The following is a 25,018-nucleotide window of genomic DNA, read 5'->3' as shown; positions in this document are numbered from 1 at the left end:
GTTGTATAATATAGCAGTCGTCGCTGGCGGTCTGCGGAGGAAATCATGCGCAATCGAATTCTAAGCGCGCTCCTATTGGGCGCACTCGTGGCCGGAGTGTCTGGCATCGCCTGCAAGAAGGAAACGGCGGGAACTCGCGCCCATCTACTGGTGATCTTTGCCGGCGAGGGCGCCGTGGTAGTCCAGAACGGAAAGGAAAGTCCGGCCAGAATCGGCATGGCTGTGGAAGAAAGCGATCGTATTCGCACAACGCAAGGCCAGGTTGATCTGCAGAGCTCCGGCGGCGCCACCGTGCGCGTGCGCCCCTTCACTGAAATCCAGGTGCGCAGCCTGATGCCGCAGCAGGGCGTTTCCCTCGATCTGAAGAATGGCTCGCTGGCTGCCCGCGTTCGCCGCGCAGGCGCTGGCGAGGATTTTACGGTGCGGACGCCTACGGCCATCGCCGGCGTGCGCGGCACCACCTTCACCGTGGAAGAGGATGCCGAACACGGCGCCCAGGTGACCGTGCTGGAAGGACAGGTAGCGCTGGCCCCGCGCATTGCTGCAGCGGATGATGCCAACCTCAGCGGCGCCAGCCAGCAGTCCGTAGCGCAGGCGCAAGAACAGCTGCAGGCGCAAGAAACGGTAATTGAGGGCGGCCAGTCCGGTTCGCTCAGTCCGCAAACGGTGCAGGCATTGCAGCAGGCCAATGAGGCCGTTGCCGAATCAGCGAGCAACAACCAGGCCCTCCCGGCCCAGGTTATGCAACAGCTGAACGCGCCGGAGCAACCGGTGCAGGTAGCCCAGGCTGATATTACCATACGCGACCGCGCCGAACAGGAAAGCCTGGTGGCAGTCAGCAACGACGCCTTCCAGCAGGCCCTGGAAAACGCCGGCAGCCCGCAAGCTACCGAGGCGCTGCAAAACGACTACAATCGCGAACGCGAGGGAGCGCTGCAGCGCATCGAATCCGAAGCGCGCAATACGCAGGCCAACAGCGATGCTGAAATCCGTCGTCTCTATCGCCTGGTAGAAGTGGTTTCGCTGAAGGATGGCCGCAAGATCACCGGCGCAGTGATGACTCAGATTGGCGATGTGATCGTGGTGCACAGCGCGGCCGGCGTGGATCGCGTCAAAGTCAACGACATCAGCTACATCGACTACCAGGACGCACGCTAGTCGGCGATCCCTGTCATCGATGCTTCGACGAAGAGGCGACCGTCATGACGGTCGCCTTTTTTTTGCACCAATTGCAGGCAATGCAAACGATCGCAAGACTGGCTTCAGTAATCCAGACCGATGGCGCGACGAACGCTGTGCAGCGTAGCGGCGGCGCTACGACGCGCTTTTGCGGCGCCAGCATGCAGCAATTCGCGCAACGCCTGCGGATCGCGCATGATCTCCTCGCGCCGCTGCCGCTGCTGCTGAAAGTGCTGCAGCACAATTTCGAATAGCTCCTGCTTGAAATGGCCGTAGCCCTTGCCCGGCTCGGCAAAACGTCGCGCCAGATCCTGGCGACCGCGCTCGTCCAGGAATAGCGAATAGATTTCAAAAAGCGGCGTCCCCTCGGCTGGTTTGGGCGCATCGACAGGCGTGGAATCAGTCACAATGCCCATAATCGCCTTGCGCAGCTCTTTCTCCGGCGCAAAAGGATAGATGGCATTGTTGTAGCTCTTGCTCATCTTGCGTCCATCGACGCCGGGCACCACCGCTACATCTTCCAGGATGTCTGGTTCCGGGATCTTCAGTAGATCGCCGTATTGCAGATTGAAGCGCCGCGCAATGTCGCGCGCAAACTCCAGATGTTGCTTTTGATCTTTGCCCACCGGAACACGGTCGCTTTGAAAGAGTAAGATATCGGCCGCCATCAGCACCGGGTAGAAAAACAGACCGCCGCTGGGCGTAATGCCCTGGGCAACTTTGTCCTTGTAGGAATGCGCCAGTTCCAGCTGCGGCGCAGTGATATGCATGGAAAGAATCCAGGCCAGTTCCTGCACCTCGGGCGCGTCGCTCTGCACCCAGAAAACGCAGCGCGCCGGGTCCAGGCCGAGGGCCAGAAAATCGGCGGCGGTTTCCAGGATATTCTGCGCCAGCGTCTGACCCTCGCCGACAGAGGTCAGTGAATGGTAGCTGGCAATAAAACAGAACAGTTCGTGATGCTGCTGGTAATCTACCATTCGGCGCATCATGGAAAAGTAGTTTCCCAGGTGAGGCCGTCCGCTGGGCTGTATGCCGGACAGAATGCGCATAGCGCCAGGGAGCCCTTGCCCTGCATGCTCGCCAGTACTTTCCGGCGCGCAGCCGCAGAGCTCGATCGATCGACGAGGCACATGGAACATTTTCGCGAGCTGAGCGTTATCATCATTGGCCTTGTGTTTGGCGCGCTGGCCGCCGGCTGGAGCCTGATGATTCTATTGCGCCACCGCCGGACGCCTCGCCCGCAGCGGCGAGCGCAGCGTCCATTGTTGTGGGTGGCAGTCATCGCCGGACTGATTGCCCTGGCGTCGCTGAGCAAGGCCGGCGGCGATTTGCGTAAATGGATCGCTGCCTCCGCGAGCGAAAGCCCGGGCCAGCGCCGCCTGCCCTGAATGCTATGGAAGACGGCTATCTCATATTGATCGGACTGACGCTTGGCCTGGCCATCCTCTTGATCTGGATGCTCTTGCCGCTGCGCAGTCGTCGTCAGGCGCCGGAGGAAAAGCCGCGCGGTTTCTGTCCGCTGTGCAAGCACCCCTTGATGAAGGGCGAGCGCGTGCGCTCCGATCAGACGGAGATCGGCAATATCGAGGTGCAGACGCGGATCAAGGGTTGCCCGTTTTGCATGGGTCCATCCAATCGACGCAAGCGCAGCTGCCCGGTCTGCCAGCGTCCGGTAGCGCAGGATGAGGTCATCCTGGCGCTGGCCGATCCGCGCGTCGATCGGCTGAAGCTCTCCATCAAGGGATGTCGCCAATGTTTTCCGCAGGGTTTTTGAAGCGCGCCGCTCTGCTGCTGCTTCTGGCGGCCGGGAGCGCCAGCAGCGTCGCCTGCAGCAGTCTGTACTGGAGCAATCGCGGCCGTGATGCAGCGGACGTTTTCACGCTGGAGTTCAGCACACAGAGCTATGGACTCAGCGTGCGCGCCGGGCCGCTACAGCTTGGCGCCGCCTACAAAGACGCGGCTGGCTACAGCGGCGGTCTGCGCGGCGGAAGCTGGGGTCAGAAGTTCACCGCCGGCTTTACGGCGCTTTTTTTTGGCGCCGACTATCTGAGCTCGGCGCCAATTCGTTTCAGTCCGCCAGGCGAGGCTGAAGCAGAGGAGGCATCGGACAGCGCCGAGGAATCGTCGGACACAGCTGAGGCGGCGCCGCCTTCGACGCAGGACGCTGCTGCCAGCGAGGACACAGGCGGGCCTGCGATAGCTGACGAAAATGAAGCCGGCGATGTGACGCCGCTGCTGAGTTTGCGTCATAAAGAATACCGCGCGCGCGCTCCGCTTGGTACGCAAATGCCGGCGCACCTGCGACGCTCGCTTTTGAAGCAGGAGGGCGAGGTCTTTGCGCCAGGTTCTTATTTTACACAGCTTGATCTTTCGCTGGGCGTCTATTTTGGACTGCGCATCGGCTTCAATCCGGGCGAGCTTCTTGATTTGCTGCTTGGTTTTCTCAATTTCGACCCGATGGATGATGACGCGCCCTATGAGGCCACGCTGGAAGAGCAGCTGCTGGAATCGCCCTACTTCCGCAATCTGGACCGCGCTACGCGGCAGCAGATTCTGGAGCGCGTGCGCAGCGGAGATCTACAATTGCCGGGCGCCGCTCCCTGAAGGCGCCTGGCTTTGCGCCGGGAGGCAAGCATGAATCTGAGTGCAGCGGCGAAGCTGGCCGTCCTTCTGTGCGCCGTCATTGCGTCGGCCTGTAGCTTTCGCGACAGCTGGCTGATTCGTTCGGCTTTTTATCCCGAAGTAGTCGAAAGCAACGCTCCAGGCGTACAGCGCGAGGGCCTGGACAGCGTCGATGACAACGCTTACGGCGCGCTGCTGCTGCGTCACGTAGCCGAGGACGGCGCGGTAAACTATGCCGCCTTGAAAGCAGATGAGGCGCAGCTCGACCGTGTGCTTGCCAGTTACGCTGCTGTAGAAGTGTCCGCGCTTTCCAGCGAGGCCGAACTGGCTTTGTTGATCAATGCCTACAATGCCTTCACCTTAAAGTTGATGCTTGGCTATCCTCAAGTGCGCTCCATCCAGGACATACCCGCCGCCCGACGCTGGAAAGATCAGCGCTGGCAGCTGGCCGGTCGCCGCTGGAGTCTCGATGCCATCGAGCACCAGTGGATTCGCGCCCAGCACCGACAGCCCTTGATTCACTTTGGCCTGGTCTGCGCCTCGCGCGGTTGTCCGCCATTGCGCCGCGAACCCTACCGCGCTCGCGCTCTGCGCGCCCAGCTGCAGGATCAGGCGCGGCGCTTTTTTGCCAGAGAGAGCAACCTGCGCTGGAATGCGGAACGCCAGACGCTTTCCGTTTCCGAATTGATCGATTGGTTTCGCGACGACTTCCGCGGTGGCGGCGGACCTGGCGCCGAACTGCGCTTTGTGCTTGGCTATGCGCCGCCGGCCATTGCCAGCGAGGCGCAGGCCAACATCGACTCTGTGCGCCTCGCCTATTTACCGTACGACTGGCAGTTGAACGGCAGCTGGCGGCAGCCATAGCACCCGGCCTGCAGACCCTGACCGCCAAAAGCACTTCAAGGAGCGGACAGCGCTTCGGGATCTACGCGTCGCATTAGCTCTCGATTTGGATCCAGAAAGAAGATCAATAGCCAGCCGCGCCGGCGGCTCAAATCAAGGCGCTCCAGATGTGGAAAAATACTGAAGATGGAATAGTGCAGATGCGGCAGGTCCGATGCGCCCGTGTTGCCAACCAGCCCCAGCTCCTCGCCCCGCTTTACCAGAGCGCCTGAGCCTGTCTGGAATTTTGAGAGATGTGCGTAGTAATGCAAGAGGAGATCGGCGCCAAGAACCATGACGACCTGGCCGCCGCGGCCTGTAATCGGATCCGGGCCCGTGTAGAGCACGATGCCGTGCGTCGCAGAAACGATCCTCGCGCCAGCAGGTCGAATGATATCGAGTCCGTAGTGCAGGCGTTCTCCGCTGCACCACGGACAACGATCCCACCAATTCTGAGCCGTCCAATGCCTCGGTCGAGCGCCCAGCACCGGTATATCCATCGGCCCCGGCCAGACGTAGACGCGCATACAAAGCGCGGCTGCCGCCGCCAGCAAAATGATGCGGATACGCTTAGGGCTGCCCTTCCGGCTTCGATCCATCGACAGCGCCATCCGCATCCTGGGCTTCTTCCGCCGGCGCCATTTCGGCCAATGCCGCCGCCGCCGCCTCGCCAATGCCGCCGCGCTCGCCGGCCAGAGACTCCAGCTCGCCGCGATCCTTTTTCTGCAATGCCGTCTCCAGGCGCAGACCCATGGAAACGACAGCCACATCAAAATCCAGGCCCTGCCCCTCTTTGTTCAAAAGCCAGCCCGCAAAATAGGTTCCGCTGGCGCCGCCTTCTACCTGCAGCCACTCGCCCTCTGCGTTCTTCTCCCGCGACTTAACAAAGAATACAACTCCGGGCTTGATATTTCGGGAACTGCTCTGGGCGCCGGAGGTAGCGCTGGGGCGTTGATAGATCTGCAGACCGCTGCTTTGAATAACGCCGGCGTCAATGAACAGATTCTTACTTTCCACAAAGACTTCCTTTCCATCGGCAAGGCGCACCAGGCTGCGATCGCCCTCGACGCGCAGGAATTCCACGCGCTCGCCCTTGCTCAGATAACCGCTGCGCGTTTGACCGGCTGCATCGCTGCTTGCCGCCAGCGCCCAGCGCGCCACGCGCATGTTGTCTTTTTTGCAGGCGCTGCCCAGAGCGCCAAGCAGCGCCGCGGCAACAATCGCCAGCGTGGTCTTATGCCATTGCTTCATCATGCCAGTCCTCAAATTCAGTAGTTGGGCCAGCTACTGTCGCCCTGCTGGCGTCCGGCAAGCGAAATCCCGGGCTTATTGCGTCGCAGCCAGCGCGCTGCGAAAGCTGGAGAGCAGATCCTGAATAAAGGCGGCATCCAGCGCGTAGGCGGCGCGGCGTATGGTTAACGTAGCCTGCGATTGGAGTATCGTTTCAATCTCGCGCAGACCGTTGGCCTTCAACGTGGCGCCCGTACTTACCAGGTCGACAATGCAATCAGAAAGACCGAGCGTTGGCGCCAGCTCGATGGAACCATGTAATTTTATGACCTCGCAGCTGACGCCGCGTTTGAAAAAGTAATCCATCGCCAGGCGCGGATACTTGGTGGCCACGCGCAGATGCGAACTCTGCAACAGCTCTGCAGCGCGTTCGGCAGGCGCGGCCAGCGCCAGTCGACATTGACCGAAGCCCAGCTCCAGCGGGGCAGTCAGGTCATAGGCGCCTTCTTCCAGTACATCGCGACCGGTTATGCCGGCGTGCGCCCCGCCCTGCAGAACATAGGTGGGCACATCCTGGCTGCGCACCAGCACGGCACGAATTTTTCCGCTGTCATCCAGAAAGGCCAGCGAGCGATCCTGGCGCGGCTTGCTGAAACGAGCAAATCCGGCGCGCTCGAAAAACTCGATGCTTTCGTCGGCCATTCGGCCGGCTGGCAAGGCAAGTGTAAAGGGCTGGTTCACGGTTGCGACGCGGCCGCGCCATTAGCCAGGGCGAATGCCACGGCAGCGGCGCGAACATCATATTCGCCGGCAATGGTAGCGCCAGCATTCATTGCAAACAGTTCTTCGAGAGCCTTGCGCCCATCGTCGCGACGTCCCAGTGCAAAAAGGGCGCGCGACTGGCCAAAGCGCGCGGTAGCGCGCAGCACATTGTCCTCGCGCAAATCGTCAACGGCCAGGCTGTAGGCGTTGAGCGCCTCGTTCAGCTTTTCGGCATCCTCGAAGCAGGCGCCGGCCTGAAGATAGAGATAGCCGCGCAGCTCCGGCGTTTCTATTTGGCGGGCGAGGGCCATCGCCGCCTGCGCCGCACTGCCAAAATTCTTGGCGCGCAGCTCGAGACCAAATTTGAGCAACAAGCCGCGCTTGCTGGAGCTGGCGCTATCATGTTGCTGCAAATACTCATCGACTTTTGCGATGGCCGCCGCGCCGGCCTGATTGTCCGGGTCAAGCAGCGGATTTGCCAGCAGCGCTTCGTAGTCCGCCAGCGACTTCTGCTCCTGTGCATCCAGATACAGGCGAACGCCGATCGCCGAAAGCAGCGCAACGGCCACAATTCCGACGCCGATCAGGGTCTGGCGCAAATGCTGCCGAAGATAGAGCGCGACGCGGGCGACCATTCGCTCGGCCGCATTACCCTGAAAATCGCGCAAGGGATCCAGGGCCGCACTGGCGCGAATCTCTTCGGCGTGTTGCTGGGTGCGACGTCGACGTGCCATATTTCAGCGCTGCTCCTGCGGCTTCAGTTTCAGGCCTGGGTCTTCTTCAGAAAGGCGCCCAGACTGGAGGTGGAGGGACTTGCATCCTTTTTCAAATACTGCTCAATCAATGCGCGTTCCTGGCGCACATCGTAGTCCTTGATCGAAAGCGAAATGCGACGATTGTCGGCATCAATGCCAAGCAGGATGGCGTTCACTTCCTGTCCTGGCTTGTAGACTTCTTCCATTTTTTGATCGGGCTTCAGCGGCAAACGGGAAACGTGCACCAGCCCTTCAAAGCCATCGCCGATGCTTACGAAAAGACCAAAGGGCGCAATGCGCGCCACGGTCCCCTGGATCGTATCGCCTTTGCGATACTTCTCCATCAACTGCTGGAAGGGACTGGGCGTCAGCTGCTTGATCCCACAGGAGATGCGACGCTCCTTCTTGTTCACTTCGAGGATCTTGAACTTTACCTGATCGCCTTTTTTCAGCATGTTGCGATCGGGATGCTCATCCCAGGAGTAGTCTTTGAAGTGAATGAGCCCTTCGATGTCTTCGGCCACTTCAACAAAGGCGCCAAAACGCGTGATGCTGGCCACCCGCCCCTCGCCGATCTCTCCGGCGCGCAACTGCGACCCAAGCGCCTGCCAGGGATCGGCCAGCATCTTCTTGCGGCCCAGCGAGATGCGTTTCTGTTCCAGATCGACGGACAGCACCTCGGCCTCAACTTCGGAGTCCTGTTCCAGATAGCTGCGCGGGTGCCTAGGACGACGCGACCAGGTAAGTTCGGAAACGTGCACCAGGCCTTCCAGGCCTTCCTTCAATTCCAGAAAAGCGCCGTAGTCTGTAACCGAGCTGACGCGTCCTTTGACAACGACGCCGGGGCTCAGCTCGCGGGCCGCCCATTCCCAGGGATCTTCGCTGAGTTGTTTCAGTCCAAGCGACAGTCGATTGTTCTCGCGATCCATGGACAGAATCTTAACGTGAATCGCTTCTTTTACCTTGAAGCGCGACTTGAAGGGCGCCCATTTTTTCCAACTGATGTCGCTTTGATGCAGCAGGCCTTCTACGCCCATGATATCAATGAAGAGTCCGAAGGCGACTTTCTTGCTGATGACGCCATCCGCTTCGTCGCCCTCCTTGTATTTCTCTATCAACGCGTTCCAGAGCTCGTCGTTTCGCTCTTCGATGATGCGTCGATGGGAGACGACCGCGGAGCGATGGCGCTCCTTCAGCTCCAGCACTTTGAAATCCAGCTTGTGGCCGACTGCATGGCGGCTCTTTCGCGTTTTCAAATCGCCGTGCGAAAAGGGCATGAACAGCTGCAGCCCGCCAAAATCGACGAGATAGCCGTGGTTCAAACTCTGCGTTACCACGCCGGTCAATGCGGCGTCGGCCTGGGACGCCTCGGCCAGATCGCGCCAGGCGATGCGCCGTTCGGCCTCCAGTCGCGAGAGGCGCACCGGACCATCGTCGCCGCGCGAAACGACGACGACGTGCACTACGTCGCCTGCTGAAGGCGTCTCCGCAAATTCGGATCGCGGACAGCGGCCGTCCTGCTTCTGTCCAATGTCCAGAAAGACGTCGCGGTCATCGACGTCGATAACGCGCGCTTCGATCACTTCGCCGGCGGAAATATCATCCTGAGCGCCCATCGATTCCATGGCTTGCGTCATGGACTCCAGCTCCTCACGATCGAGGTCGAACGGAGTGGATGCGCGGTTGCGAGAGGTCATAGAGGAACCGTAGTTGTAGTCGCCATTCAAGCGATGGAGTGAATCGTTTGCGCCCCCGGCGGGGCCTGGCAGGCCGCTGCAAACACGACCTGCTAGAATTGAATCTGCAGATAGCTCAGGAGCCTGTGGACGACATCGTTGGGCGAAAGCAGCGATGTGTCAATAAGAATAGCGTCTTCAGCCTGTCGCAAGGCGCCAAAGGGCCGCGCGCGATCCTGTTCATCACGCTCATGGATTTCCCGCGCCAGTTGCTCCATGCCGACCTGGGCGCCGCCGCGCTGGAATTCTCCCTGACGACGCTCGGCCCGCACCTGAACGCTGGCGTCCAGGTAGAATTTGTACGGAGTCTCTGGAAACACCACCGACCCAATATCGCGACCATCGACCACCAGATCGGCGACGCGCGCGAAGGAACGCAGCTGCGCATTGACCACGTCGCGACAGGCGCGCATATCGGCAATGTAGCGAATGCGAGCGGTCACCTGCGGCGTGCGAATGCGTGCGCCAACATCAACGCCATTCAGACAGTTGCTCTGGCGGCCTTCGACCAGCCGCACCTCGACGCCCAGCTCTTCTGGCCGCAGTTTATCGGCTGTCGCCAGCCGGCCAAAGTCCTCAGGCGATAGCCCCTCGCCCATACGCTCCATCCAGGCGAGGGTCAACGTGCGATAGATGGCGCCGGAGTCGGCGTGCAGGTAGGCCAGGCGCTCCGCCAGCATGGAAGCAACTGTGCTCTTGCCGCTGCCCGCTGGACCGTCCAGTGCAATCACCGTTTTTGCAGCGCCGCGCTTACTCATCTTCCTGAAATCCACAAAGGCGATTGCGATCGCGCCGCGCCGCAGCAAACCATTGCATCCACCAGTCTTCATCGAGCGGCGAACGCTGCAACTGGACAATGATCTCGCCAAGCTGATCCTGAAAATCCCGCAGCGAATGCAACACGGCCTGGCGGTTAGCTACCAGAACGTCGCGCCACATTTCGGGATTGGAGCCGGCAATGCGCGCCATACCCTTGAAGCCGCCGCCGGTAATTGGCATGGGCGCCAGCGCCAGGCTCTGTTCGACGGACGGCGCGGCCTGGGCCCAGCGCGCCAGAATGCCGGAAAGAACATGCGGGGCATGACTCAAATAAGCCAGAGTCTGATCGTGCAACTCAGCCGGCAAAAGACAGATGCGCATCCCCAGCTCCTGCCAGAATTCTGCAATGAGCTGGCGATCGGCTCCTGCAGCGCTCTCTCCGCCAGGATAGGCGCCGCTGTCTTTGCTGATCAAACAGAGGCGATCCACATACAGGTCGGAACTGGCGGCGGAGGGCCCGCGATTTTCAGATCCACACATCGGATGCGATCCAACAAAACGAAGATCGCTGCGCAAAGCAAAGGCCTGATCTACTTCGCGGCGCGCAGAGGACATGTCGGTGATCAACGAGCTGCATTGTGGAAAGACCGGCGCCAGGGCGCGCACGGCGCCCAGCGGCAAGGCCAGGACTATCAGATCATAGGAATCCAGTTGCAAAGCGCCAAGCGCTTCGACGCCGGATGCGGCAATGGCGCGATCGGCCATCCGCTGATCTTCAATCCAGCGGCGCGAAGACTCGCTGCGCACCACGCCATCAAGACGCACTGTGGGCCAGCGTTTGCGCGCGGCAAGCGCCAGCGATGCGCCCATCATGCCCATGCCAAGAATCAATATCGATTGCGGCTTCATTGCGCCTCAGGGCAGGTCCATCCGCGGATAGGATCCAAGGATTTTCAAAAAAGACGTATGCTCCTCGACCTCGGCCAGGACAGCGCGCACTGCTTCCGATTGCTGGTGCCCTTCAAAGTCGATAAAGAAATTGTAATCGCCAAAGGCGCGGCGGCTGGCGCGAGATTCAATGCGCGTCAGATTGATGCCGCTTCGTTCGAAGGGGGTCAGCATGCGATAGAGGCTCCCCGGCTTATCGCGCACCGAGCACACCATCGAAGTTTTGTCATCGCCGGTAGGCGGGCATTGCTCCGCACCCACCACAAAGAAGCGCGTAATATTGTAGGATTTCTCCTGTATACCCGCGCGCAAGACCTTGAGACCGTAGGTCTCAGCCGCCAATTGCGAGGCGATGGCGGCGCCGTCTTTGCGTTCCGCCGCCAGCCTTGCCGCCGCCGCTGTACTTGAGGTTTCGACCAGTTCGATCTGGGAAAGATTGAGATTCTGCTGCAGCCACTCGCGGCATTGCTCACGAGCAATGCGCAGCGTATAGATGCGGCGTACCGCGGATAGATCCATCTCTTCGTGATGCAACAGATTCAACGTAACGCGGATGTAGTGTTCGGCGTAAACCTTCAGCTCGCTGCGCAGAAACATCTCCAGCGTCACGCCAACGGCGCCTTCTGTTGTATTGTCCACGGGAACCACGCCAAAGTTGGCGCTGCTGAGCGCTTCCACTGCACGAAAGACATCGGGGATAGTATCTACGGCCAGAGCGCGGACGGCGGAGCCAAAACGAAAGAGCGTTGCTTCGTGGGAAAAGGAGGCCGGCGGGCCCAGATAGGAAACGACCGGACCGCCCTCCACGGCAATACTGCCGGACATGATCTCGCGATAGATGTGGCGCAGGATGGCCAGCGGCATCGGCGGCGCAGCGCCAAACTCCGATTCCACCAGCCGTCGAAGGTTATCGTAGACTTCCTTTTCACGATCTGGCCGATACACAGCGGCGCCGACGCGGCGCTTGACCTCGCCAATCTTGCGCACCAGGTCGGTGCGTCGCATGATCGCGCGAATGATCTCCTGATCGGCGTGGTCGATTCCCTCTCGCCACTGGCGCAATTCCTCGTCTTCGGAGGGCATGGCGTCAGTCAAGATCGTCGAACTTCAGCTCCTTGACGTCTTCCAGCGTGGGAAGATCGCCGAGCGAGTTCAATGCAAAGTGGGAAAGAAACTGGCGCGTGGTTACGTAGAGCGTGGGGCGGCCCGGCGCCGGACGGTAGCCCTGCGGCTTGATCAACTTACGCTGCAACAACTGAACAACCATGGCGCGGCTATTGACTCCGCGGATCTCCTCGATCTCCGGCAATGTAATCGGCTGCCGATAGCTGATGATTGCCAGCGTTTCCAGGGTCGATCGCGACAGCGTCTCGCGTTTCTGTTCTTTGAAGACCTCTTTGATTGCGGCGCTGTAGCGTTCGGCGGTCACAAACTGATAGCCGCCGGCTATTTCGCGCAGCTGCACGCCGCCATCGCGCTCGGCGTAGTCGTCGGCCAGGCTGTCCGCCAGCACGCGCGCGTTGACGCGATCCAGATTGCAGCGTCTGGCCAGCGAGCTGATGGAAAGCGGTTCCGGCGCCAGAAAGAGCGCGGCCTCGATCAGCCCGCGATAGAACTCTTCCTCTTCCCTGGACAATTCGCGATGCTCGGGCAAGGCAGCGTCGGCGGCCTGAGCCAACGGCGTGGCCCCGCCAGCTTCCGGCGGCGACAGAGGCGCCGTCGTCGCCGGTTCAATTGCACCGATATCGGAAGAAAATCCGGGTTCGTCGGCCGGTTTTGCAACGGTATCTCGTCTTTTGCGTTCGCGAGCCATGGTTTGTGGCGGATCAACCGCCTCCTGCCTTATTAACGGGCGCACAGCGGCTGGAATTGAACCGGCGGCGTCCGGCCTGGCGCTCAGGCTGGCGCCCGGAATCGCGGGCGGCGGGGATTATGTCAACCCCAAGCCCCGCTCAATGCACCAGAGCGCTGCGCTTGAAAATACGGATCTCGCCGAAGTTCACCCGCTGGCGGATGACAATCTCGCGCATCCGCGTCAGTTCCAGAAGCGCCAGAAAAGTGGCGATAATTTCAGCGCGATTCATGCGTTCTACGCTTTCGAAAAGCTCGTCAAAACTCAATTCCTGGGCCGTCTTGAACAGTTCGCGCAGCGCTTCGATACGATCTTCAACGGAGACCTCTTCCAGTTGAATTTCAAAGCGCCGTTCTTCGGCGGCCCCTTCCTGCAGCCGTCGCAACATATTGGAGTAGGCCTGGATCAGGTCATTGATACTGACCTCCAGCCACTCGTTGCCCTCCGCAGCGGCCGTCGCTGCCGGCGAGGGCGGACGCGTCAGCATGCCCGCCGCCAGATTGTCCATTTCGCGGAGGCGATCGGCCGCCAGCTGAAAGCGCCGGTACTCCAGCAATTGCTGCACCAGTTCTGGCGGCAGACGCGGCTCTTCCTCTGCATCCTCAAAACCAGGATCAGGGAGCAAGGCGCGGCTCTTGTAGAAGAGCAGTTGCGAGGCCATCACCGCAAAGGACGAAGCAAGTTCGATCTGCAACTCGCTGGCGCGGCTCAGGAATTCCAGAAAGTCTTCGCTAATGCGCAGTAACGATACCTCGAAGATATCAATCCGGTAGGATTCGATCAACTTCCAGAGTACGGACAGCGGCCCGTGATGCGGCTCGCCCTCTGGATCGGTCCAGCTGACCTGAAATTGATCGAGGGGTTCAGGAATGCGTTCGGCGTCTTCGCCAGACGACTGCTGCTCGCCAGCAACGGTTGCAGCACTGTCGCTTGCGCCAGCCCCTGCGGCAGGGCCCGGAAGCTCTTCAGAGGAATCTGTAGGATCAGCGGGAGACAAGGGCCTCTTGCGCGAGGGGAATCAGAATGGAGCTACGGCGAGCGCGCGAAGCTCAGCCAAGCGCCTTGGCCGCCGCCTGCTGCAGGCGCTCCGGCGGAAAGGGCTTCACCACGAAGTCCTTTACGCCCATCTTTATGGCGCGCGCCAGCAGATCTTCCTGCCCCAGAGCCGTAACCATAATGATCCGAGCGGTGGAGTCCTTTTTCAGAATTTCCCCGGCGGCCTCCAGTCCATCTTTTTCGCGCATGGTGATGTCCATGGTCACCAGGTCCGGCTTCAGATCCCCGAATAGCTTCACGGCCTGGACGCCGTTCTCCGCTTCGCCGACAATCTCGTGGCCGGCGGCGGTGAGCGCATCCTTGACCAGGGTGCGCATAAATTTGGCGTCATCTACCACCAGAACACGTGCCACAAATACTCTCCAGATTGAACCCGCTATTGGTATGAGAAGCAAGCGGACAGGACCGCAACCATATTTTTCAGTGGAACGACCTGATCGATAGCCCCGGCTTCGATCGCCCTGCGGTTCATGCCAAACACTACGCTGGAGGCCTCATCCTGCGCAAGCGTCAATCCGCCGGCGGCGCGCAGCCGCAGCAAGCCATCGACGCCGTCCCGACCCATCCCGGTCATGATCAGGGCCGCCAGCTCTCCGCCAAAGACTTTGATTCCCGACTCCAGAAGCGGTTCAAAGGAAGGTCGATGCGAGCGTACGGCGGGTCCGCTGTCCAGCCTGGCCAGCAGCAGATCGCCTTTGCGCTCCACCAGCAGGTGCTGATCGCCCGGCGCAATCAGAACCAGTCCAGGGTGCAATGCTTCGCCGTCGCAAGCCTCGCGCACTTCAAGCGGCGAGAGTTCGTTGAGTCGCTCGGCAAAGGCTGCGGTAAACAGCGGCGGCATGTGCTGCACGATCAGGATGGGCGCCGGAAATTCGGCCGGCATCTCGCGCAGCATGTCTTGCAGCGCTTTTGGTCCGCCCGTTGAAGCGCCAATCAGCAAGGCGCCGTAGCGCACGCCGGAGGCGCGGGGCGTCGCTTGTGGGGCGGGCGCAGCGCTGAGCCGTTCCGCTTCGGCAAAGGCGCTCACCCTTTCGCGCAGCGCCAGTTGCATGTCGGCGACGCTTACGCCGGCGTCCGGCGAGGGTTTGGTTACAAAGTCCGCCGCGCCGAGGTCCAGGGCGCGAAAAGTGGTGATCGCTCCGCTGCGCGTTAGCGAGGACAGCATCAGCGTCGGCGTCTTGAGCCCGCGCTTTTGCATCTCCTTGAGCACGCCAATGCCGTCGAGACGCGGCATCTCCACATCCAGAATGATCAAGTCAAATTGCTGCGTGGCAAGCGCTTGCAGGGCTTGCTCACCGTCGGTCGCTTCAGCGGCAACGCTCAACCCCTCGATCGCCTCCAGGGTATCGCGCACCGCGCGGCGGGCCAGCGGGGAATCGTCTACCAGCAGGATACGAAACATGAATGGCAACGGTCCGGCAGCGTTAGAGTCGATTGACCACGCGGGCCAGAGACTGCGCTGAAGGAATCAGGAACAAGCGTCCCAGAAATTCCAGATCTTGACGGTAGAAATCGGCGGTGATATAGAGCACTTTCAATCCGCGCGCGTCCCCTTCCTTCTGGTCCAGCCAGCGAATCAGTCCGTCGCGCGCTCCCTGAAAGAAGTCGGGCACTGTTGGCGTCATGGTGATTCCAGTACGATTGGACAGTTCATTCAGTATGCTGGCGCCAACTATATTGATCAACTCCTGAATCACAGAACGCAAATCCTCGGCGCCGATGGCTTCGCGCGTCCACTGTTCCGGAGGAATGCCCAGCAGATCGCCGGCCGCCCGATATCCCGTAGCCTCGTCGAAAACCAAGAGCACGATGGCATCGATGCCTTGCTCCGCTTCGACTGTCGCCGCCAGCAAGCTGCCGGCCGGCGTATAGCGGCTGATATCGGCGTAGTCCATTGTCTTGATTTCCGGCGTAGAAACATCGACGCGAACCCCAAGCAGCTGGGACAGGACCTGACCGGCATTGAGCATGCCGCGATTGATCAAACCGTATAACTTCTGATAGTCTTCGTCGGAAAGCTCGCGCAACGGCGCCGCACGATCCGCGTGGCGATCGGGAGACGACGACGCCGGGAGTGCAGGCGCGGGAGGCTGCTGTTCTCCGCCTGGCATGGACGCTTCAACAGCAGCGGGTTCGACTTCGGGAAAGTGCGTCCGGGCCAATTCTTCGGCCGCCGCCTGCATATCCTGTTCAAAAAGCGAAGAGGATGGTCGTTTGCTTGCGCTGGCTTCTGGTCCCGCCAGCAAAGAGCCGCCAGGTGTTGCAGCGTTCAGCTCGGGCGGCGGTCCAGCGTTGACGCTGGCTCTGGCGGCGCCGGCCGGCGCCATGGCGGCGACAGCGCTGCTGGCGCCCACGGCGGCCAATTCTTCGACCTCGCCAGTCTCCCAGTCTTCCGCCATCTGCCGCTGCAGGCGCTGCAGTTCCTCGACGCGCAGATTGTAAAGTTGCGCCGGGTTCAGATACTCTCCGCTTTCGGATTGGGCCATTTGCAGCGCCGCGTGCGCCCCGCTCTGCTGCGCGGCAATCTCCAGCAGACCCTGGACATCGAGCACCATGACAATCCGTCCGTCGCCCATCAGACAGGCGCCGATCAGTCCGGGCACGCTGCGGTAATTCTGCTCGAGGGATTTGATCACAATCTCTTTCTTACCAATCAAGCCATCGACAACGAAGCCAATCTTGCGATTGGCATGCAGCGCAATCAGCACTGGAAAATCCGCGCCTTCGGCCCCGTCGTGCAAACCCAGCAATCGACTCAGGCGGTAGACCGGCAGGATATCGCCGCGCAGATTGATGATGTCGCGTCCCTGCAGGCTGGTCACCTCGTCGCGATTGACGCGTATCGTTTCCACTACGTCCGCCAGGGGGAAGGCGTATTCTTCCTCCTCAATGCGCACCAGGATGGCGGAGACGATGGCCAGCGTCAGCGGAAAGCTCAGTAAGAAGGCGGCGCCCTGCCCCGCCTGTGATTGGATCTGAATTGATCCTTTGAAATCCTCGGTCATCTTCTTGACCACATTCATTCCCACGCCGCGACCGGAAAGGTCAGTCACGGTCGCCGCTGTTGAAAAGCCTGGCTCGAAGATCAGCTGGTGGATTTGATCCGCGCTCAAATCGCTGTTCGAGGGTATGAGTCCGCCAGCCTGCGCCTTACGGCGAATCGCCTCGGTGTTGAGTCCGCGGCCGTCATCTGAAATCTCAATGAAGATATTGTTGCCGCTCTGGTAGGCGTTGAGCGTCAAGCGCGCTGTCGCCGGTTTGCCGCGGCTGACGCGTTCAGCCTGCGTTTCAATGCCATGGTCGAGCGCATTGCGCAGCAGATGCAGAAGCGGTTCGCCAAGGGCATCGATGATATTCTTGTCCAGCTCAACGTCTTCGCCATGGAAGTAGAGCTCAACCTCTTTGCCCAGTTCGTGGGAAAGATCGCGCACCGGACGCGTAAAGCGATGGAAGACAAGCCCGACGGGAATCATGCGCGTCTTCATGATGCCGGACTGCAGGTCGCGAGCAATTCGCTCGGCCTGATCGATCTTTGATTTCAGCTCCGCCAGCAGCCCCGATTCGCCCAGGGAGCTCTGCATATCCTCGTAGATTTTTTGCAGGCCGGAGTTGATGATCACCAGCTCGCCCACATTGTTCATCAGGTAGTCGATCTTCTCTGCGGAGACCTTGATATTGCGCGACTGCAAACGCGCCTCGGCGTGCAGAGCATCGCCGCCTTCACGACGGCCAATGGCCGCGCCAGGTCCGCGTTCCGCGATGCGCAGCTCTTCCACCATATCGATCTGGCAGAGCTTGACCAGACGATCGCGAGTGATGTCGCCGTGGACGACAAAGGCAAGATGGTCGACTTCCTGGTCCGTCTCCAGCATTTCCGCCGCCGGTTCGGAGCGAAACAGCGTCGCCTCGCGCTTGATGCTTTCCAGCAGAAGCAGATAGCGCATGTTCTTGATCGCCGCGTCGCGATCGATGCGAACGATGCCATCAAAAACGTGACGGCCGGCGGCCTGCTGAACCAGCGCTTCCTCATCGGCCTCATCAAGGCTCAAAAAATCAAGGCCAGCGGCCGCCGCTGGAGCGTTTGCCGGACCTGCATTGGCGCCGGGATTCAAGCTGGTCAGACTGGCGATCTGGCCGCCCACGACCGGCGCGCCCGTCGCTTCCTGCAGCGTTTGTTGCAGTCGTTCGCGCAATTCGGCAAAATCGTTTTCCGGCGACTCGCCGCGCGATACGGCCGCCAGAAAGGCGCGCATATGATCCAGCGCCTCGAACATCAAGTCCACAATAGGCGTGCTGATCGCAATCTTCTGATCGCGAATGCGCTGGAAGAGGTCTTCCAGTCGATGATTCAGTTCCGATAGATGGTCGTAGCCGATGAAGGCCGCCGCCGATTTCAAGGTGTGAGCGCTGCGAAAAATTTCGTCGATGATTTCGCGCTGCGGACCGGAACGTTCCAGATCGAGCAAGCTGCGATTCAGCAGATCGAGCTGATCGCCGGCCTCTTCCAGGAAAATCTCGAGATAACGATCCTTCTGGTCGGCCATCAGACTTCGCGCTCCTGCATAGCGCCGCCAAACTGCAACAAACGCTCAAGATTCAGAATGAGAAAGATGCGATCGCCGGAACGCCCGACGCTCTGAATGTACTCATTGGAGAAACCGCGCACTTCGCCGGCCTCAATGGCCGATTCTGCAACGCGAACAACCTCGAGTACTCGATCCACCAGAAGGCCGCTGTACTTTCCTTGAAAGCTGACCACCACAATGCGGCTTACGTTCTCCAGCTCCGTAAAGTCCCCGCGGAATTTGCGGCTCAAATCCACAATCGGTATGATGTTACCGCGCAGGTTGACCACGCCAAGCATCTCATCCTCGACATTGGGCGTGCGCGTGAGCAGGGTCGGCTTCAATATTTCAAAAGTATCAAGGATGTTGACGGCGTAGTAGCCGCCGGCTGCATCGAAGGTCAGGAACTGACGATACTGTTCGCCGCTCTCCTGTTCTTGCAAATCGTCGAAAAGACCGGAGAGCCCGCCGTAGCTCAATTCCATGGACATGGTCCATCCAGATTGCCCGTCTGCGGCGCGCGCTGAAAGTCTTTTTGCATCCGCTGCGTCGCGCCGACGCTCAGCTATTCGACCCGGGCCGCCCGATCGGCCAGCGCCAGCCGGCCCGCCGCAGTATAGCAGCAGGCGCCATTTTCACAGATCGCCAGATCGAGCTGCAAATCGTGCTCCTCGCCGGCAAAGGGCAAACGACAGAGCGCAGCCGGGAGTAGCGCCAGACGCAGGGCCTCGCCCAGCAGATGCTGGGATCGATCGTAGTAGCCGGCGCCGCGGCCCAATCGAGCGCCGTCCGCCGCAGCAGCAAGCGCCGGCAAAAGAGCTATATCGATGGGCGCACCCTGGGGCAAGAGAGTGGCGGCGTCCGAAGCGCCTGGCGCACCGCTCTGATCGCGCAAAGCAGGCAGCGCCGCCTCCCCCGGCCATCGGACTACTCGAAACTCCAGCAGTCCAGATACAGCCCGGGGGGCCAGAATCTGAGCATTGGCCGGCAGCGCCGGCCACGGATCGTACTCATCGTTCATTGGATAAAAGGCGGCAATACGACGCGGCTGGAGCGCCGCCAGCAGCGTTTCCAGGATTTGTAGCGCCTGGCGAGGCGCCTCAGTCGGCAGCCAGCTGGGCCACAGCGCCCTGGCCTGCTGACGGGCCTGGTTTTTTGAGAGGTTCATCAGCGTCGGCGCCTCTGGTTGCGGCGCAGCGGTTGACGCAGCGCCGACAGTGTGCTAGCATAGAACTTCCGGGACTGCAGCGTTCGAGAACCCATATTTTCGGACCAACATTGAATAGAACGGGAATCCGGAGTTCGCCGCCGCGATGGCAGGCCCTTACAGAGGGAAGTCAGAACGGCAGGACAGGAAACCCACCTGGTAACCAGGTCCCAAAATTTCTCGGTAGTAACGGCGCAGGCGGTTCCGGAGCCTTTGTTCGATAGTCGCGGCAGCGCCAATCAAACGCTTTCGCCAATCAAGCCTTCATCGAGAAGGTCGATCAGCTGACGCGTGCGCTCCGCAGCAAAACGCAGCTCTTCGTGATCGCCGCCGCGGTTTTTTTCCTGCATCAGTTCGTCCGCCAGATTGAGCGCCAGCAGCGTGGCAATGCGGGCGCGGCTGGCGCCCGGCGAAGAACGGCTGAGGTCCCGCAGGCGATCATCGACAATGCGCGCCACCTCTGCGATGTAGCCGGCCTCGGCATCGCCGCGGATCACAAAGCGTTCGCCGAGTATTTCTACCGCGACGCGCGCTTCGGGAATAGTTGCCGGCGATGCCATGCTGTGCTACGCCTTAGCGAGCCTCTTCCTCGACGATCAAGAAATCGTCATCATCGTCGACATCGAAGACGCCCAGAGCGTCGTCGTCATCTTCCAGGATAATATCGTCGTCGCCGGCGCTGTGCGCCGCAGAGGCTGGCGCAGGAGCTGTGGCGGGCGCCGGCGCCGGTGCGCTGGCCGCCGGAGCAGATGCCGGTTCTTCGGTGAGTACGATGTCCTCTTCGTCGTCGTCAAGAATGATGATTTCATCATCCATTGCCGCCGCTGCCGGCGGCGCCACCGGCGTCGCACTGTGCGAAGCTTCTGGCAGATCGTCTTCAATGATGACTACGCTTTCATCGTCGTCAACGTGCACGGGCGCGGGCGCTGCCGCAGGCGCCGCAACAGCTGCTACCGCTGGCGCGCTGATCGGCGCCGAAGGCGCGCTGGCTGGCGGCGGACTGTAGGAGCGCTCAGCGCTTGCGCCATCGCCAACAGCGGAAAGCCGGGAGAGCATTTCGCGAATCTTGCGCTCCAGGACTTCTTCCCGTCCTTTCAATTCTTGCAGTTCGCGCGAAGTCGTTTCCAGCTGCGAACGCAGCGGCGCTACCTCGCGATCTTTTTGTTCCAGGGCAAGCTTCAGCTCATCGTGCTCTTTGCGCAGCTGCTCGTTCTCGCCTTCCAATCGCGAGTTTTCGGAGCGCAGGTCGCCAATCAAATCGAGAGCCCGGAGAATTCGGCCCTCAAGCTCGTCCAGTTGTTCTATCGTAATCATGTAAGGATGCCCCTGACGCTCGACGCCGACGCCGTCCTCCCCTGGAGACAAAACGCCGCTCGATTGCTTTTTTTATCGGATGTCTGACAGCAACAGACGCAAAAATGCGGAGTTCAACTAGATTTTTTCGCGGCCAGAAAATGAGCCCCGCGAACCGCCGGGCCTGGCAATCAGCGAGCGCTTTCGCAGAGCGTCTTGAAGGCCAGGGGGTCGCCAAAGGCAATGTCGGCCAGGGCTTTACGATCCAGAGCGACGCCTTTTTCGCTGAGGCCGTGGATCAGGCGCGAATAGGACAGGCCATGGAGGCGCGCGGCCGCATTGATTCGAACAATCCACAGAGCCCGCATCTGGCGCTTCAGCTGACGACGGGAATTGTAAGCGTGAACGCCGGCTTTGACCACTGACTGCTTGGCCATCCGGTACTGCCGGTGGCGCGCGCCACGGAAGCCCTTGGCGTCCTTCAGGGTCCGCGCCCGGCGTTTGCTATGGATGGTGCCGCTTTTTGCTCGCATGGATCAGACTACCTGTAGATTCTCAACGGCCGTACGGCAGCAACAGCTTGACCGGCGCCTCGTCGCGCTCGTGGACCAACCCGCCCGCCCGCAGGCGTCGCTTCTGGTCTTTGGTCTTGGTGCTGAGATTATGCCGCTTGTTGGCCTTCGGGCGCTTGATCTTGCCGCTGGCCGTCATCTTGAAGCGTTTGGAGGCCGCTTTGTTGGTCTTCAATTTAGGCATTTTCGCTACTCGCCCTGATTTCCTGCGCCATCGACCGGCGCGGAAGCAGCCATGCTTGGCTCAGAGGCCGCGCCTTCAACTTCTTTTTTGGAAGAAGCCGGCTTCTCCGCGGGTTTCTCTGGCGCCTTCTTACGCAGACCTGGCTTCGGACCAAGAGCCATTACAATCTGACGGCCGTCCATACGCGGCTGTGACTCTACCACTGCGATCTCCGCTAACTCGACGCTGAGCTTGGACATCAGCTTCATACCCAGATCGGGATGAGCCATCTCTCGTCCGCGGAAGCGAAGAGTAACCTTGACCTTGTTTCCCTCTTCCAGAAAGGCGCGTGCGTTCCGCTTTTTTAGATCGTAGTCATTTCCGGCGATCTTTGGACGGAGCTTGATTTCTTTGATCTGGACGGTGTGCTGATTCTTGGAAGCTTCCTTCTTCTTTTTCTGTTGCTCGTACTTCCACTTGCCGTAGTCAATGATCTTGCATACCGGCGGGTCCTGATCGGGACTGACCTCAACTAGATCGAGTCCCTGGCTCTCGGCCAGACGCAGCGCAGCCTGGCGCTCCATGACTTCAATTTTGCCATCGGTTACAATTCGCACCTTTGCAGCTGTAATGCGAAAATTAGTGCGGGGCTCCCTTGCTTTGGGGGGCGGTGGTGCAATCTTGCGCTTCGACATCAAACCTCCGTGATTCAGACTGGCCGTCGCCTTGCAGGCGACGCGGGTTACGGCCTCGTTGCTGGAATCGCGTCCTCTATTGCTCTTGAATTTCTGCTCGCAGGCCCTCCGCAGAGGACCGGCTTTCTATATGGAACTGCCAGAATTGGTCGCCTAGCAAGCACATTTCAATCCAGCCGGAAGGCGTCCATGGGATGGGCATTGCAGAGTTCGGCGACGCCGCCCTTCACCCGGGCCAGCGCCGCAGGATCATTGAAGTGATCCAGGAGATCGCAGATCAGGCCGCCCAGTCGACGAAAGTCGTCTTCCTTCAGGCCGCGGGTGGTCAGGGCGGGCGATCCCAGACGCACGCCGCTGGTAACCGCCGGCGGATGCGGATCAAAGGGAATGGCATTCTTGTTGGCCGTAATGCCCGCTTCATCCATGCGATCGGCGGCGGCGGCGCCGGTTACGCCGCTGCGAGTGACATCCAGCAATACCAGATGGTTGTCAGTGCCGCCGCTGACCACGGCGAATCCCCTCGACTGGAAGGTCTCCGCCAGAACGGCGGCATTGCGTTTTACCTGACGGATGTACTCTTTATAATCCGGACGCAACGCCTCGCCAAAGGCCACGGCCTTGGCGGCAATCACATGCATCAAGGGGCCGCCCTGCGCGCCCGGGAAGACGCGCGAGTTCATCAGTTTGGCATGCTCTTCAGTGTTGGAGAGAATGATTCCGCCGCGCGGGCCGCGCAGCGTCTTATGAGTAGTACTGGTGGTGATGTGCGCCACGCCAATGGAGGTAGGATGTTCGCCAACCGCGACCAGCCCGGCGATATGGGCGATATCGGCCATCACGATCGCCCCGACCTCGTCGGCAATCTCGCGGAACTTTGCAAAGTCCAGAGTGCGCGCGTAGGCTGAGAAGCCAGCAATGATCAGCTTTGGCTTATGTTCGCGAGCCAGGGCGCGAAGCTGGTCGTAGTCGATGCGATGGTCGTCCGGGCGCACGCCGTAGGAGACGACGTTGAAATAGCGCCCCGAAAAGTTCACCTTCGATCCGTGCGACAGATGACCGCCGTGCGCCAGGTCCATGCCCATGAAGGTGTCGCCGGGCTGCAGGAAACCTAGAAAGACGGCCATGTTGGCCTGAGCGCCGGAGTGGGGTTGCACATTGGCAAAGCCGGCCCCAAATAAGCGCTTCAAACGATCGATGGCAAGGCTCTCGATTTCATCGGCGTGGTCGCAGCCGTTGTAGTAGCGTTTGCCGGGATATCCTTCGGCGTACTTGTTGGTCAGCGTAGATGTGTAGGCTTCGAGCACCGCGCGGCTGACAAAATTCTCGGAGGCGATCATTTCCAGGCAGCGCTGTTGCCGCTGATCCTCGCGCTGCAGAATGGCGAAGGCCTCTGGATCCGAATCGCGCAAATAGCGTCCCAACATTTCTAATGCAACCTCCGCCCGATCAGTCGCGCCTGACTCAGGCGCCGAGCGCCAGCTCCTGTGGCGAGCGCGCCTCTACAATCCACTCTTTTCGGGCGTAGCAGCCATAGACGAGACGACGCGCTTTGCAGTATACTTGAAATCGTTCGGCCGGCCCAAGGCGAACCGGCGCGTCGACGCGTAAGAGCTGTTGCAGCTCGCCAGAAACGCAGGCGTGAAAGGCGGAGAAATCAAAGGAATCTGGCAGGTGTGTGAGAAAGCGACGATGGTCGCGGCCGCTGCGATAGTCTGGTTCGCGCGGCGGGTGCAGCAAGTAGTCGCTAACGCGTTCAATCAATTCGGGACGCATAATCAAAGTGCCATGGAGGACCAGTGCGCCGCGGCGACGAAACTGTGCATTTCCTGATATTTTCATCAGCGTTCCATTTTCCGCCGTCACCACCAGATCGGACTGGCCGCGCAACAGCGCGGCAAGCCCCTGCGCCTCAAGCGCCTTGCGCACAATGCCCAGCAGCAAAGCGTAGGAAATGCGCAGCGGGTAGAAGTCCGGATTCTTTTCCAGAGAAACGAAAAGGCTGTAGTTCAGATTGCCCGGACCGTGCAGTACGGCCCCGCCGCCGGAAAGGCGACGCAATACCGGCGCGTCCGCCGTCCAGCGACGCCGCAGCTGCGAGGATTCAATGGAACGGCGGGCTTCGGGAATATTGGCGGTCAACTGGTCGGAACGACCCAGCACGATGCACAAGGGATTGGACCACAGTCGCAATCCCCCCGACCAACCCTGTCGGACCATGGTATTGGCCAGGGCTTCATCCAGCGCCAGTCCAAGGTATGGATTGCGCGGTTTCAAGTCGAGGAACTCAAAAAACATCAAGCCAGCCTTTTCTTGATCACCAGCTCGGTGCCCACCGAATGCGACTGATCGAAGTAATGGTAGTCCGAAAGCTTCCCGATCAAAAAGACTCCCAGTCCGCGCTCCCGATAGTCGGAAAGGTCGAGAGCATCGCCGCCGGCGATCGGCGATTGCCGGCCCAGATCGCGAAAGTGAATTTCAATATAATTAGCAAACATCAAGAATTCTAAGTAAATCGGGCGATTGTTTTGTCCCTGGTAGGCGTGCTTGATGATATTGCTCAGCGCCTCGCCAGCGATGATCTTGAGATCAAAGGCCGCGGCGGTAGTAAATCCCTGCTGCAGGGCAAGACGATAAACCAGGTCGCGGGCAAAGCTAACGAAACGCGGATGGGAAGGCAGTTCCAGACGCACTCGATCGCGCGGCGCCCCCTGTTCCTTGCTATCCTCATTGCTCAATCGCGTC

29 protein-coding genes and 1 other RNA gene are annotated in these 25,018 nt (G+C 60.3%); 6 read left to right on the top strand and 24 right to left on the bottom strand.

The window, feature by feature from the left end; genetic code table 11:
- Positions 1–45 precede the first annotated feature (45 nt).
- Positions 46–1,158: a FecR domain-containing protein gene (locus K1X75_02790; protein ID MBX7056965.1), complete on the top strand. Its 1,113-nt coding sequence runs from the start codon at positions 46–48 to the stop codon at positions 1,156–1,158.
- A 104-nt stretch (positions 1,159–1,262) separates the two neighbouring features.
- Here the strand turns inward: K1X75_02790 and trpS are convergent, their stop codons facing one another.
- Positions 1,263–2,228, bottom strand: coding sequence for a tryptophan--tRNA ligase (gene trpS, locus K1X75_02785; protein ID MBX7056964.1), 966 nt, complete (start codon positions 2,226–2,228; stop codon positions 1,263–1,265).
- An 81-nt stretch (positions 2,229–2,309) separates the two neighbouring features.
- Between trpS and K1X75_02780 the strand changes: the two genes are divergently transcribed.
- From K1X75_02780 to K1X75_02765, 4 genes are read left to right on the top strand one after another with little or no spacing between them, the layout of a single operon-like run.
- Positions 2,310–2,567, top strand: a complete 258-nt coding sequence (locus K1X75_02780) for a hypothetical protein (GenBank protein MBX7056963.1) — start codon at positions 2,310–2,312, stop codon at positions 2,565–2,567.
- A gap of 5 nt (positions 2,568–2,572) precedes the next feature.
- Complete coding sequence (locus K1X75_02775; protein MBX7056962.1) at positions 2,573–2,953, top strand: hypothetical protein; 381 nt, start codon at positions 2,573–2,575, stop codon at positions 2,951–2,953.
- Complete coding sequence (locus K1X75_02770) at positions 2,932–3,783, top strand: hypothetical protein (protein ID MBX7056961.1); 852 nt, start codon at positions 2,932–2,934, stop codon at positions 3,781–3,783. Before K1X75_02775 ends, K1X75_02770 begins: the two co-directional genes overlap by 22 nt.
- Before the next feature lie 30 nt (positions 3,784–3,813).
- Positions 3,814–4,665 carry a DUF547 domain-containing protein gene (locus K1X75_02765; GenBank protein ID MBX7056960.1) on the top strand — a complete coding sequence of 284 codons (852 nt, stop codon included), beginning with the start codon at positions 3,814–3,816 and terminating at the stop codon, positions 4,663–4,665.
- 35 nt (positions 4,666–4,700) lie between these two features.
- Here the strand turns inward: K1X75_02765 and K1X75_02760 are convergent, their stop codons facing one another.
- From K1X75_02760 to K1X75_02690, 15 genes are all read right to left on the bottom strand, one after another.
- Positions 4,701–5,282, bottom strand: coding sequence for a M23 family metallopeptidase (locus K1X75_02760; GenBank protein MBX7056959.1), 582 nt, complete (start codon positions 5,280–5,282; stop codon positions 4,701–4,703).
- Positions 5,254–5,937 (bottom strand): hypothetical protein, encoded by a 684-nt coding sequence (locus tag K1X75_02755; protein MBX7056958.1) that lies wholly within the window; start codon positions 5,935–5,937, stop codon positions 5,254–5,256. Before K1X75_02755 ends, K1X75_02760 begins: the two co-directional genes overlap by 29 nt.
- 72 nt (positions 5,938–6,009) lie before the next feature.
- Positions 6,010–6,615, bottom strand: a complete 606-nt coding sequence (gene hisG / locus K1X75_02750; GenBank protein MBX7056957.1) for an ATP phosphoribosyltransferase — start codon at positions 6,613–6,615, stop codon at positions 6,010–6,012.
- A gap of 35 nt (positions 6,616–6,650) precedes the next feature.
- Positions 6,651–7,409 (bottom strand): hypothetical protein, encoded by a 759-nt coding sequence (locus K1X75_02745; protein ID MBX7056956.1) that lies wholly within the window; start codon positions 7,407–7,409, stop codon positions 6,651–6,653.
- Between the two features lie 29 nt (positions 7,410–7,438).
- Positions 7,439–9,127: a 30S ribosomal protein S1 gene (locus tag K1X75_02740; GenBank protein MBX7056955.1), complete on the bottom strand. Its 1,689-nt coding sequence runs from the start codon at positions 9,125–9,127 to the stop codon at positions 7,439–7,441.
- 92 nt (positions 9,128–9,219) lie between these two features.
- Positions 9,220–9,924: a (d)CMP kinase gene (gene cmk / locus K1X75_02735; protein MBX7056954.1), complete on the bottom strand. Its 705-nt coding sequence runs from the start codon at positions 9,922–9,924 to the stop codon at positions 9,220–9,222.
- Positions 9,917–10,834: a prephenate dehydrogenase/arogenate dehydrogenase family protein gene (locus K1X75_02730; GenBank protein MBX7056953.1), complete on the bottom strand. Its 918-nt coding sequence runs from the start codon at positions 10,832–10,834 to the stop codon at positions 9,917–9,919. Before K1X75_02730 ends, cmk begins: the two co-directional genes overlap by 8 nt.
- A gap of 6 nt (positions 10,835–10,840) precedes the next feature.
- Positions 10,841–11,956 (bottom strand): prephenate dehydratase, encoded by a 1,116-nt coding sequence (gene pheA, locus K1X75_02725; protein ID MBX7056952.1) that lies wholly within the window; start codon positions 11,954–11,956, stop codon positions 10,841–10,843.
- 4 nt (positions 11,957–11,960) lie between these two features.
- On the bottom strand, positions 11,961–12,686 hold the full coding sequence (gene scpB, locus K1X75_02720) for an SMC-Scp complex subunit ScpB (protein ID MBX7056951.1): 726 nt from the start codon (positions 12,684–12,686) through the stop codon (positions 11,961–11,963).
- Positions 12,687–12,825: 139 nt separating this feature from the next.
- Positions 12,826–13,722 (bottom strand): segregation/condensation protein A, encoded by an 897-nt coding sequence (locus tag K1X75_02715; protein ID MBX7056950.1) that lies wholly within the window; start codon positions 13,720–13,722, stop codon positions 12,826–12,828.
- A gap of 52 nt (positions 13,723–13,774) precedes the next feature.
- Positions 13,775–14,134, bottom strand: coding sequence for a response regulator (locus K1X75_02710; protein ID MBX7056949.1), 360 nt, complete (start codon positions 14,132–14,134; stop codon positions 13,775–13,777).
- 23 nt (positions 14,135–14,157) lie between these two features.
- Entirely contained in the window at positions 14,158–15,183 is a 1,026-nt protein-coding gene (locus K1X75_02705) for a chemotaxis response regulator protein-glutamate methylesterase (protein ID MBX7056948.1), read from the bottom strand.
- Positions 15,184–15,205: 22 nt separating this feature from the next.
- Positions 15,206–18,325 (bottom strand): chemotaxis protein CheW, encoded by a 3,120-nt coding sequence (locus tag K1X75_02700; GenBank protein ID MBX7056947.1) that lies wholly within the window; start codon positions 18,323–18,325, stop codon positions 15,206–15,208.
- Complete coding sequence (locus tag K1X75_02695; GenBank protein MBX7056946.1) at positions 18,325–18,837, bottom strand: chemotaxis protein CheW; 513 nt, start codon at positions 18,835–18,837, stop codon at positions 18,325–18,327. Before K1X75_02695 ends, K1X75_02700 begins: the two co-directional genes overlap by 1 nt.
- A 74-nt stretch (positions 18,838–18,911) precedes the next feature.
- Positions 18,912–19,514, bottom strand: coding sequence for a 5-formyltetrahydrofolate cyclo-ligase (locus K1X75_02690; GenBank protein MBX7056945.1), 603 nt, complete (start codon positions 19,512–19,514; stop codon positions 18,912–18,914).
- Positions 19,515–19,582: 68 nt separating this feature from the next.
- Here K1X75_02690 and ssrS point away from each other — a divergent pair.
- Positions 19,583–19,762, top strand: a non-coding RNA gene (gene ssrS / locus K1X75_02685) — 6S RNA.
- A gap of 30 nt (positions 19,763–19,792) precedes the next feature.
- Here ssrS and K1X75_02680 read toward each other — a convergent pair.
- The 8 genes from K1X75_02680 to K1X75_02645 all read right to left on the bottom strand — a co-directional run bounded on the left by K1X75_02680 (position 19,793) and on the right by K1X75_02645 (position 25,011).
- Positions 19,793–20,113: a cell division protein ZapA gene (locus K1X75_02680; GenBank protein ID MBX7056944.1), complete on the bottom strand. Its 321-nt coding sequence runs from the start codon at positions 20,111–20,113 to the stop codon at positions 19,793–19,795.
- Positions 20,114–20,126: 13 nt separating this feature from the next.
- Positions 20,127–20,858, bottom strand: coding sequence for a hypothetical protein (locus K1X75_02675; GenBank protein MBX7056943.1), 732 nt, complete (start codon positions 20,856–20,858; stop codon positions 20,127–20,129).
- A 179-nt stretch (positions 20,859–21,037) separates the two neighbouring features.
- Complete coding sequence (rplT, locus tag K1X75_02670) at positions 21,038–21,379, bottom strand: 50S ribosomal protein L20 (GenBank protein ID MBX7056942.1); 342 nt, start codon at positions 21,377–21,379, stop codon at positions 21,038–21,040.
- Positions 21,380–21,401: 22 nt separating this feature from the next.
- Positions 21,402–21,602, bottom strand: coding sequence for a 50S ribosomal protein L35 (gene rpmI, locus K1X75_02665; GenBank protein MBX7056941.1), 201 nt, complete (start codon positions 21,600–21,602; stop codon positions 21,402–21,404).
- 5 nt (positions 21,603–21,607) lie between these two features.
- Positions 21,608–22,276, bottom strand: coding sequence for a translation initiation factor IF-3 (gene infC, locus K1X75_02660; protein ID MBX7056940.1), 669 nt, complete (start codon positions 22,274–22,276; stop codon positions 21,608–21,610).
- 167 nt (positions 22,277–22,443) lie between these two features.
- Positions 22,444–23,700, bottom strand: a complete 1,257-nt coding sequence (locus tag K1X75_02655; GenBank protein MBX7056939.1) for a serine hydroxymethyltransferase — start codon at positions 23,698–23,700, stop codon at positions 22,444–22,446.
- A 37-nt stretch (positions 23,701–23,737) separates the two neighbouring features.
- Positions 23,738–24,571 carry a lipoate--protein ligase family protein gene (locus tag K1X75_02650; GenBank protein MBX7056938.1) on the bottom strand — a complete coding sequence of 278 codons (834 nt, stop codon included), beginning with the start codon at positions 24,569–24,571 and terminating at the stop codon, positions 23,738–23,740.
- Positions 24,571–25,011: an ATP-binding protein gene (locus K1X75_02645; protein ID MBX7056937.1), complete on the bottom strand. Its 441-nt coding sequence runs from the start codon at positions 25,009–25,011 to the stop codon at positions 24,571–24,573. Before K1X75_02645 ends, K1X75_02650 begins: the two co-directional genes overlap by 1 nt.
- Between the last annotated feature and the right edge of the window lie 7 nt (positions 25,012–25,018).

This window comes from Leptospirales bacterium (assembly GCA_019694655.1).
In the GTDB taxonomy this organism is placed as follows: domain Bacteria; phylum Spirochaetota; class Leptospiria; order Leptospirales; family Leptonemataceae; genus SSF53.
Note: the sequence above shows the minus strand (reverse complement) of the source record. Positions and strands in the feature narration are given on the sequence as shown.

Coding starts and splice junctions, on each gene's coding strand:
- K1X75_02695 (MBX7056946.1), bottom strand. CDS start 18,837: ATGTCCATGGAATTGAGCTACGGCGGGCTCTCCGGTCTTTTCGACGAT.
- K1X75_02780 (MBX7056963.1), top strand. CDS start 2,310: ATGGAACATTTTCGCGAGCTGAGCGTTATCATCATTGGCCTTGTGTTT.
- K1X75_02655 (MBX7056939.1), bottom strand. CDS start 23,700: ATGTTGGGACGCTATTTGCGCGATTCGGATCCAGAGGCCTTCGCCATT.
- K1X75_02775 (MBX7056962.1), top strand. CDS start 2,573: ATGGAAGACGGCTATCTCATATTGATCGGACTGACGCTTGGCCTGGCC.
- cmk (MBX7056954.1), bottom strand. CDS start 9,924: ATGAGTAAGCGCGGCGCTGCAAAAACGGTGATTGCACTGGACGGTCCA.
- K1X75_02680 (MBX7056944.1), bottom strand. CDS start 20,113: ATGGCATCGCCGGCAACTATTCCCGAAGCGCGCGTCGCGGTAGAAATA.
- K1X75_02690 (MBX7056945.1), bottom strand. CDS start 19,514: ATGAACCTCTCAAAAAACCAGGCCCGTCAGCAGGCCAGGGCGCTGTGG.
- K1X75_02760 (MBX7056959.1), bottom strand. CDS start 5,282: ATGGATCGAAGCCGGAAGGGCAGCCCTAAGCGTATCCGCATCATTTTG.
- infC (MBX7056940.1), bottom strand. CDS start 22,276: ATGTCGAAGCGCAAGATTGCACCACCGCCCCCCAAAGCAAGGGAGCCC.
- K1X75_02730 (MBX7056953.1), bottom strand. CDS start 10,834: ATGAAGCCGCAATCGATATTGATTCTTGGCATGGGCATGATGGGCGCA.
- K1X75_02705 (MBX7056948.1), bottom strand. CDS start 15,183: ATGTTTCGTATCCTGCTGGTAGACGATTCCCCGCTGGCCCGCCGCGCG.
- pheA (MBX7056952.1), bottom strand. CDS start 11,956: ATGCCCTCCGAAGACGAGGAATTGCGCCAGTGGCGAGAGGGAATCGAC.
- K1X75_02650 (MBX7056938.1), bottom strand. CDS start 24,571: ATGTTTTTTGAGTTCCTCGACTTGAAACCGCGCAATCCATACCTTGGA.
- trpS (MBX7056964.1), bottom strand. CDS start 2,228: ATGCGCATTCTGTCCGGCATACAGCCCAGCGGACGGCCTCACCTGGGA.
- K1X75_02745 (MBX7056956.1), bottom strand. CDS start 7,409: ATGGCACGTCGACGTCGCACCCAGCAACACGCCGAAGAGATTCGCGCC.
- K1X75_02700 (MBX7056947.1), bottom strand. CDS start 18,325: ATGGCCGACCAGAAGGATCGTTATCTCGAGATTTTCCTGGAAGAGGCC.
- hisG (MBX7056957.1), bottom strand. CDS start 6,615: ATGGCCGACGAAAGCATCGAGTTTTTCGAGCGCGCCGGATTTGCTCGT.
- scpB (MBX7056951.1), bottom strand. CDS start 12,686: ATGGCTCGCGAACGCAAAAGACGAGATACCGTTGCAAAACCGGCCGAC.
- rplT (MBX7056942.1), bottom strand. CDS start 21,379: ATGCGAGCAAAAAGCGGCACCATCCATAGCAAACGCCGGGCGCGGACC.
- K1X75_02755 (MBX7056958.1), bottom strand. CDS start 5,937: ATGATGAAGCAATGGCATAAGACCACGCTGGCGATTGTTGCCGCGGCG.
- K1X75_02740 (MBX7056955.1), bottom strand. CDS start 9,127: ATGACCTCTCGCAACCGCGCATCCACTCCGTTCGACCTCGATCGTGAG.
- K1X75_02790 (MBX7056965.1), top strand. CDS start 46: ATGCGCAATCGAATTCTAAGCGCGCTCCTATTGGGCGCACTCGTGGCC.
- K1X75_02765 (MBX7056960.1), top strand. CDS start 3,814: ATGAATCTGAGTGCAGCGGCGAAGCTGGCCGTCCTTCTGTGCGCCGTC.
- rpmI (MBX7056941.1), bottom strand. CDS start 21,602: ATGCCTAAATTGAAGACCAACAAAGCGGCCTCCAAACGCTTCAAGATG.
- K1X75_02770 (MBX7056961.1), top strand. CDS start 2,932: ATGTTTTCCGCAGGGTTTTTGAAGCGCGCCGCTCTGCTGCTGCTTCTG.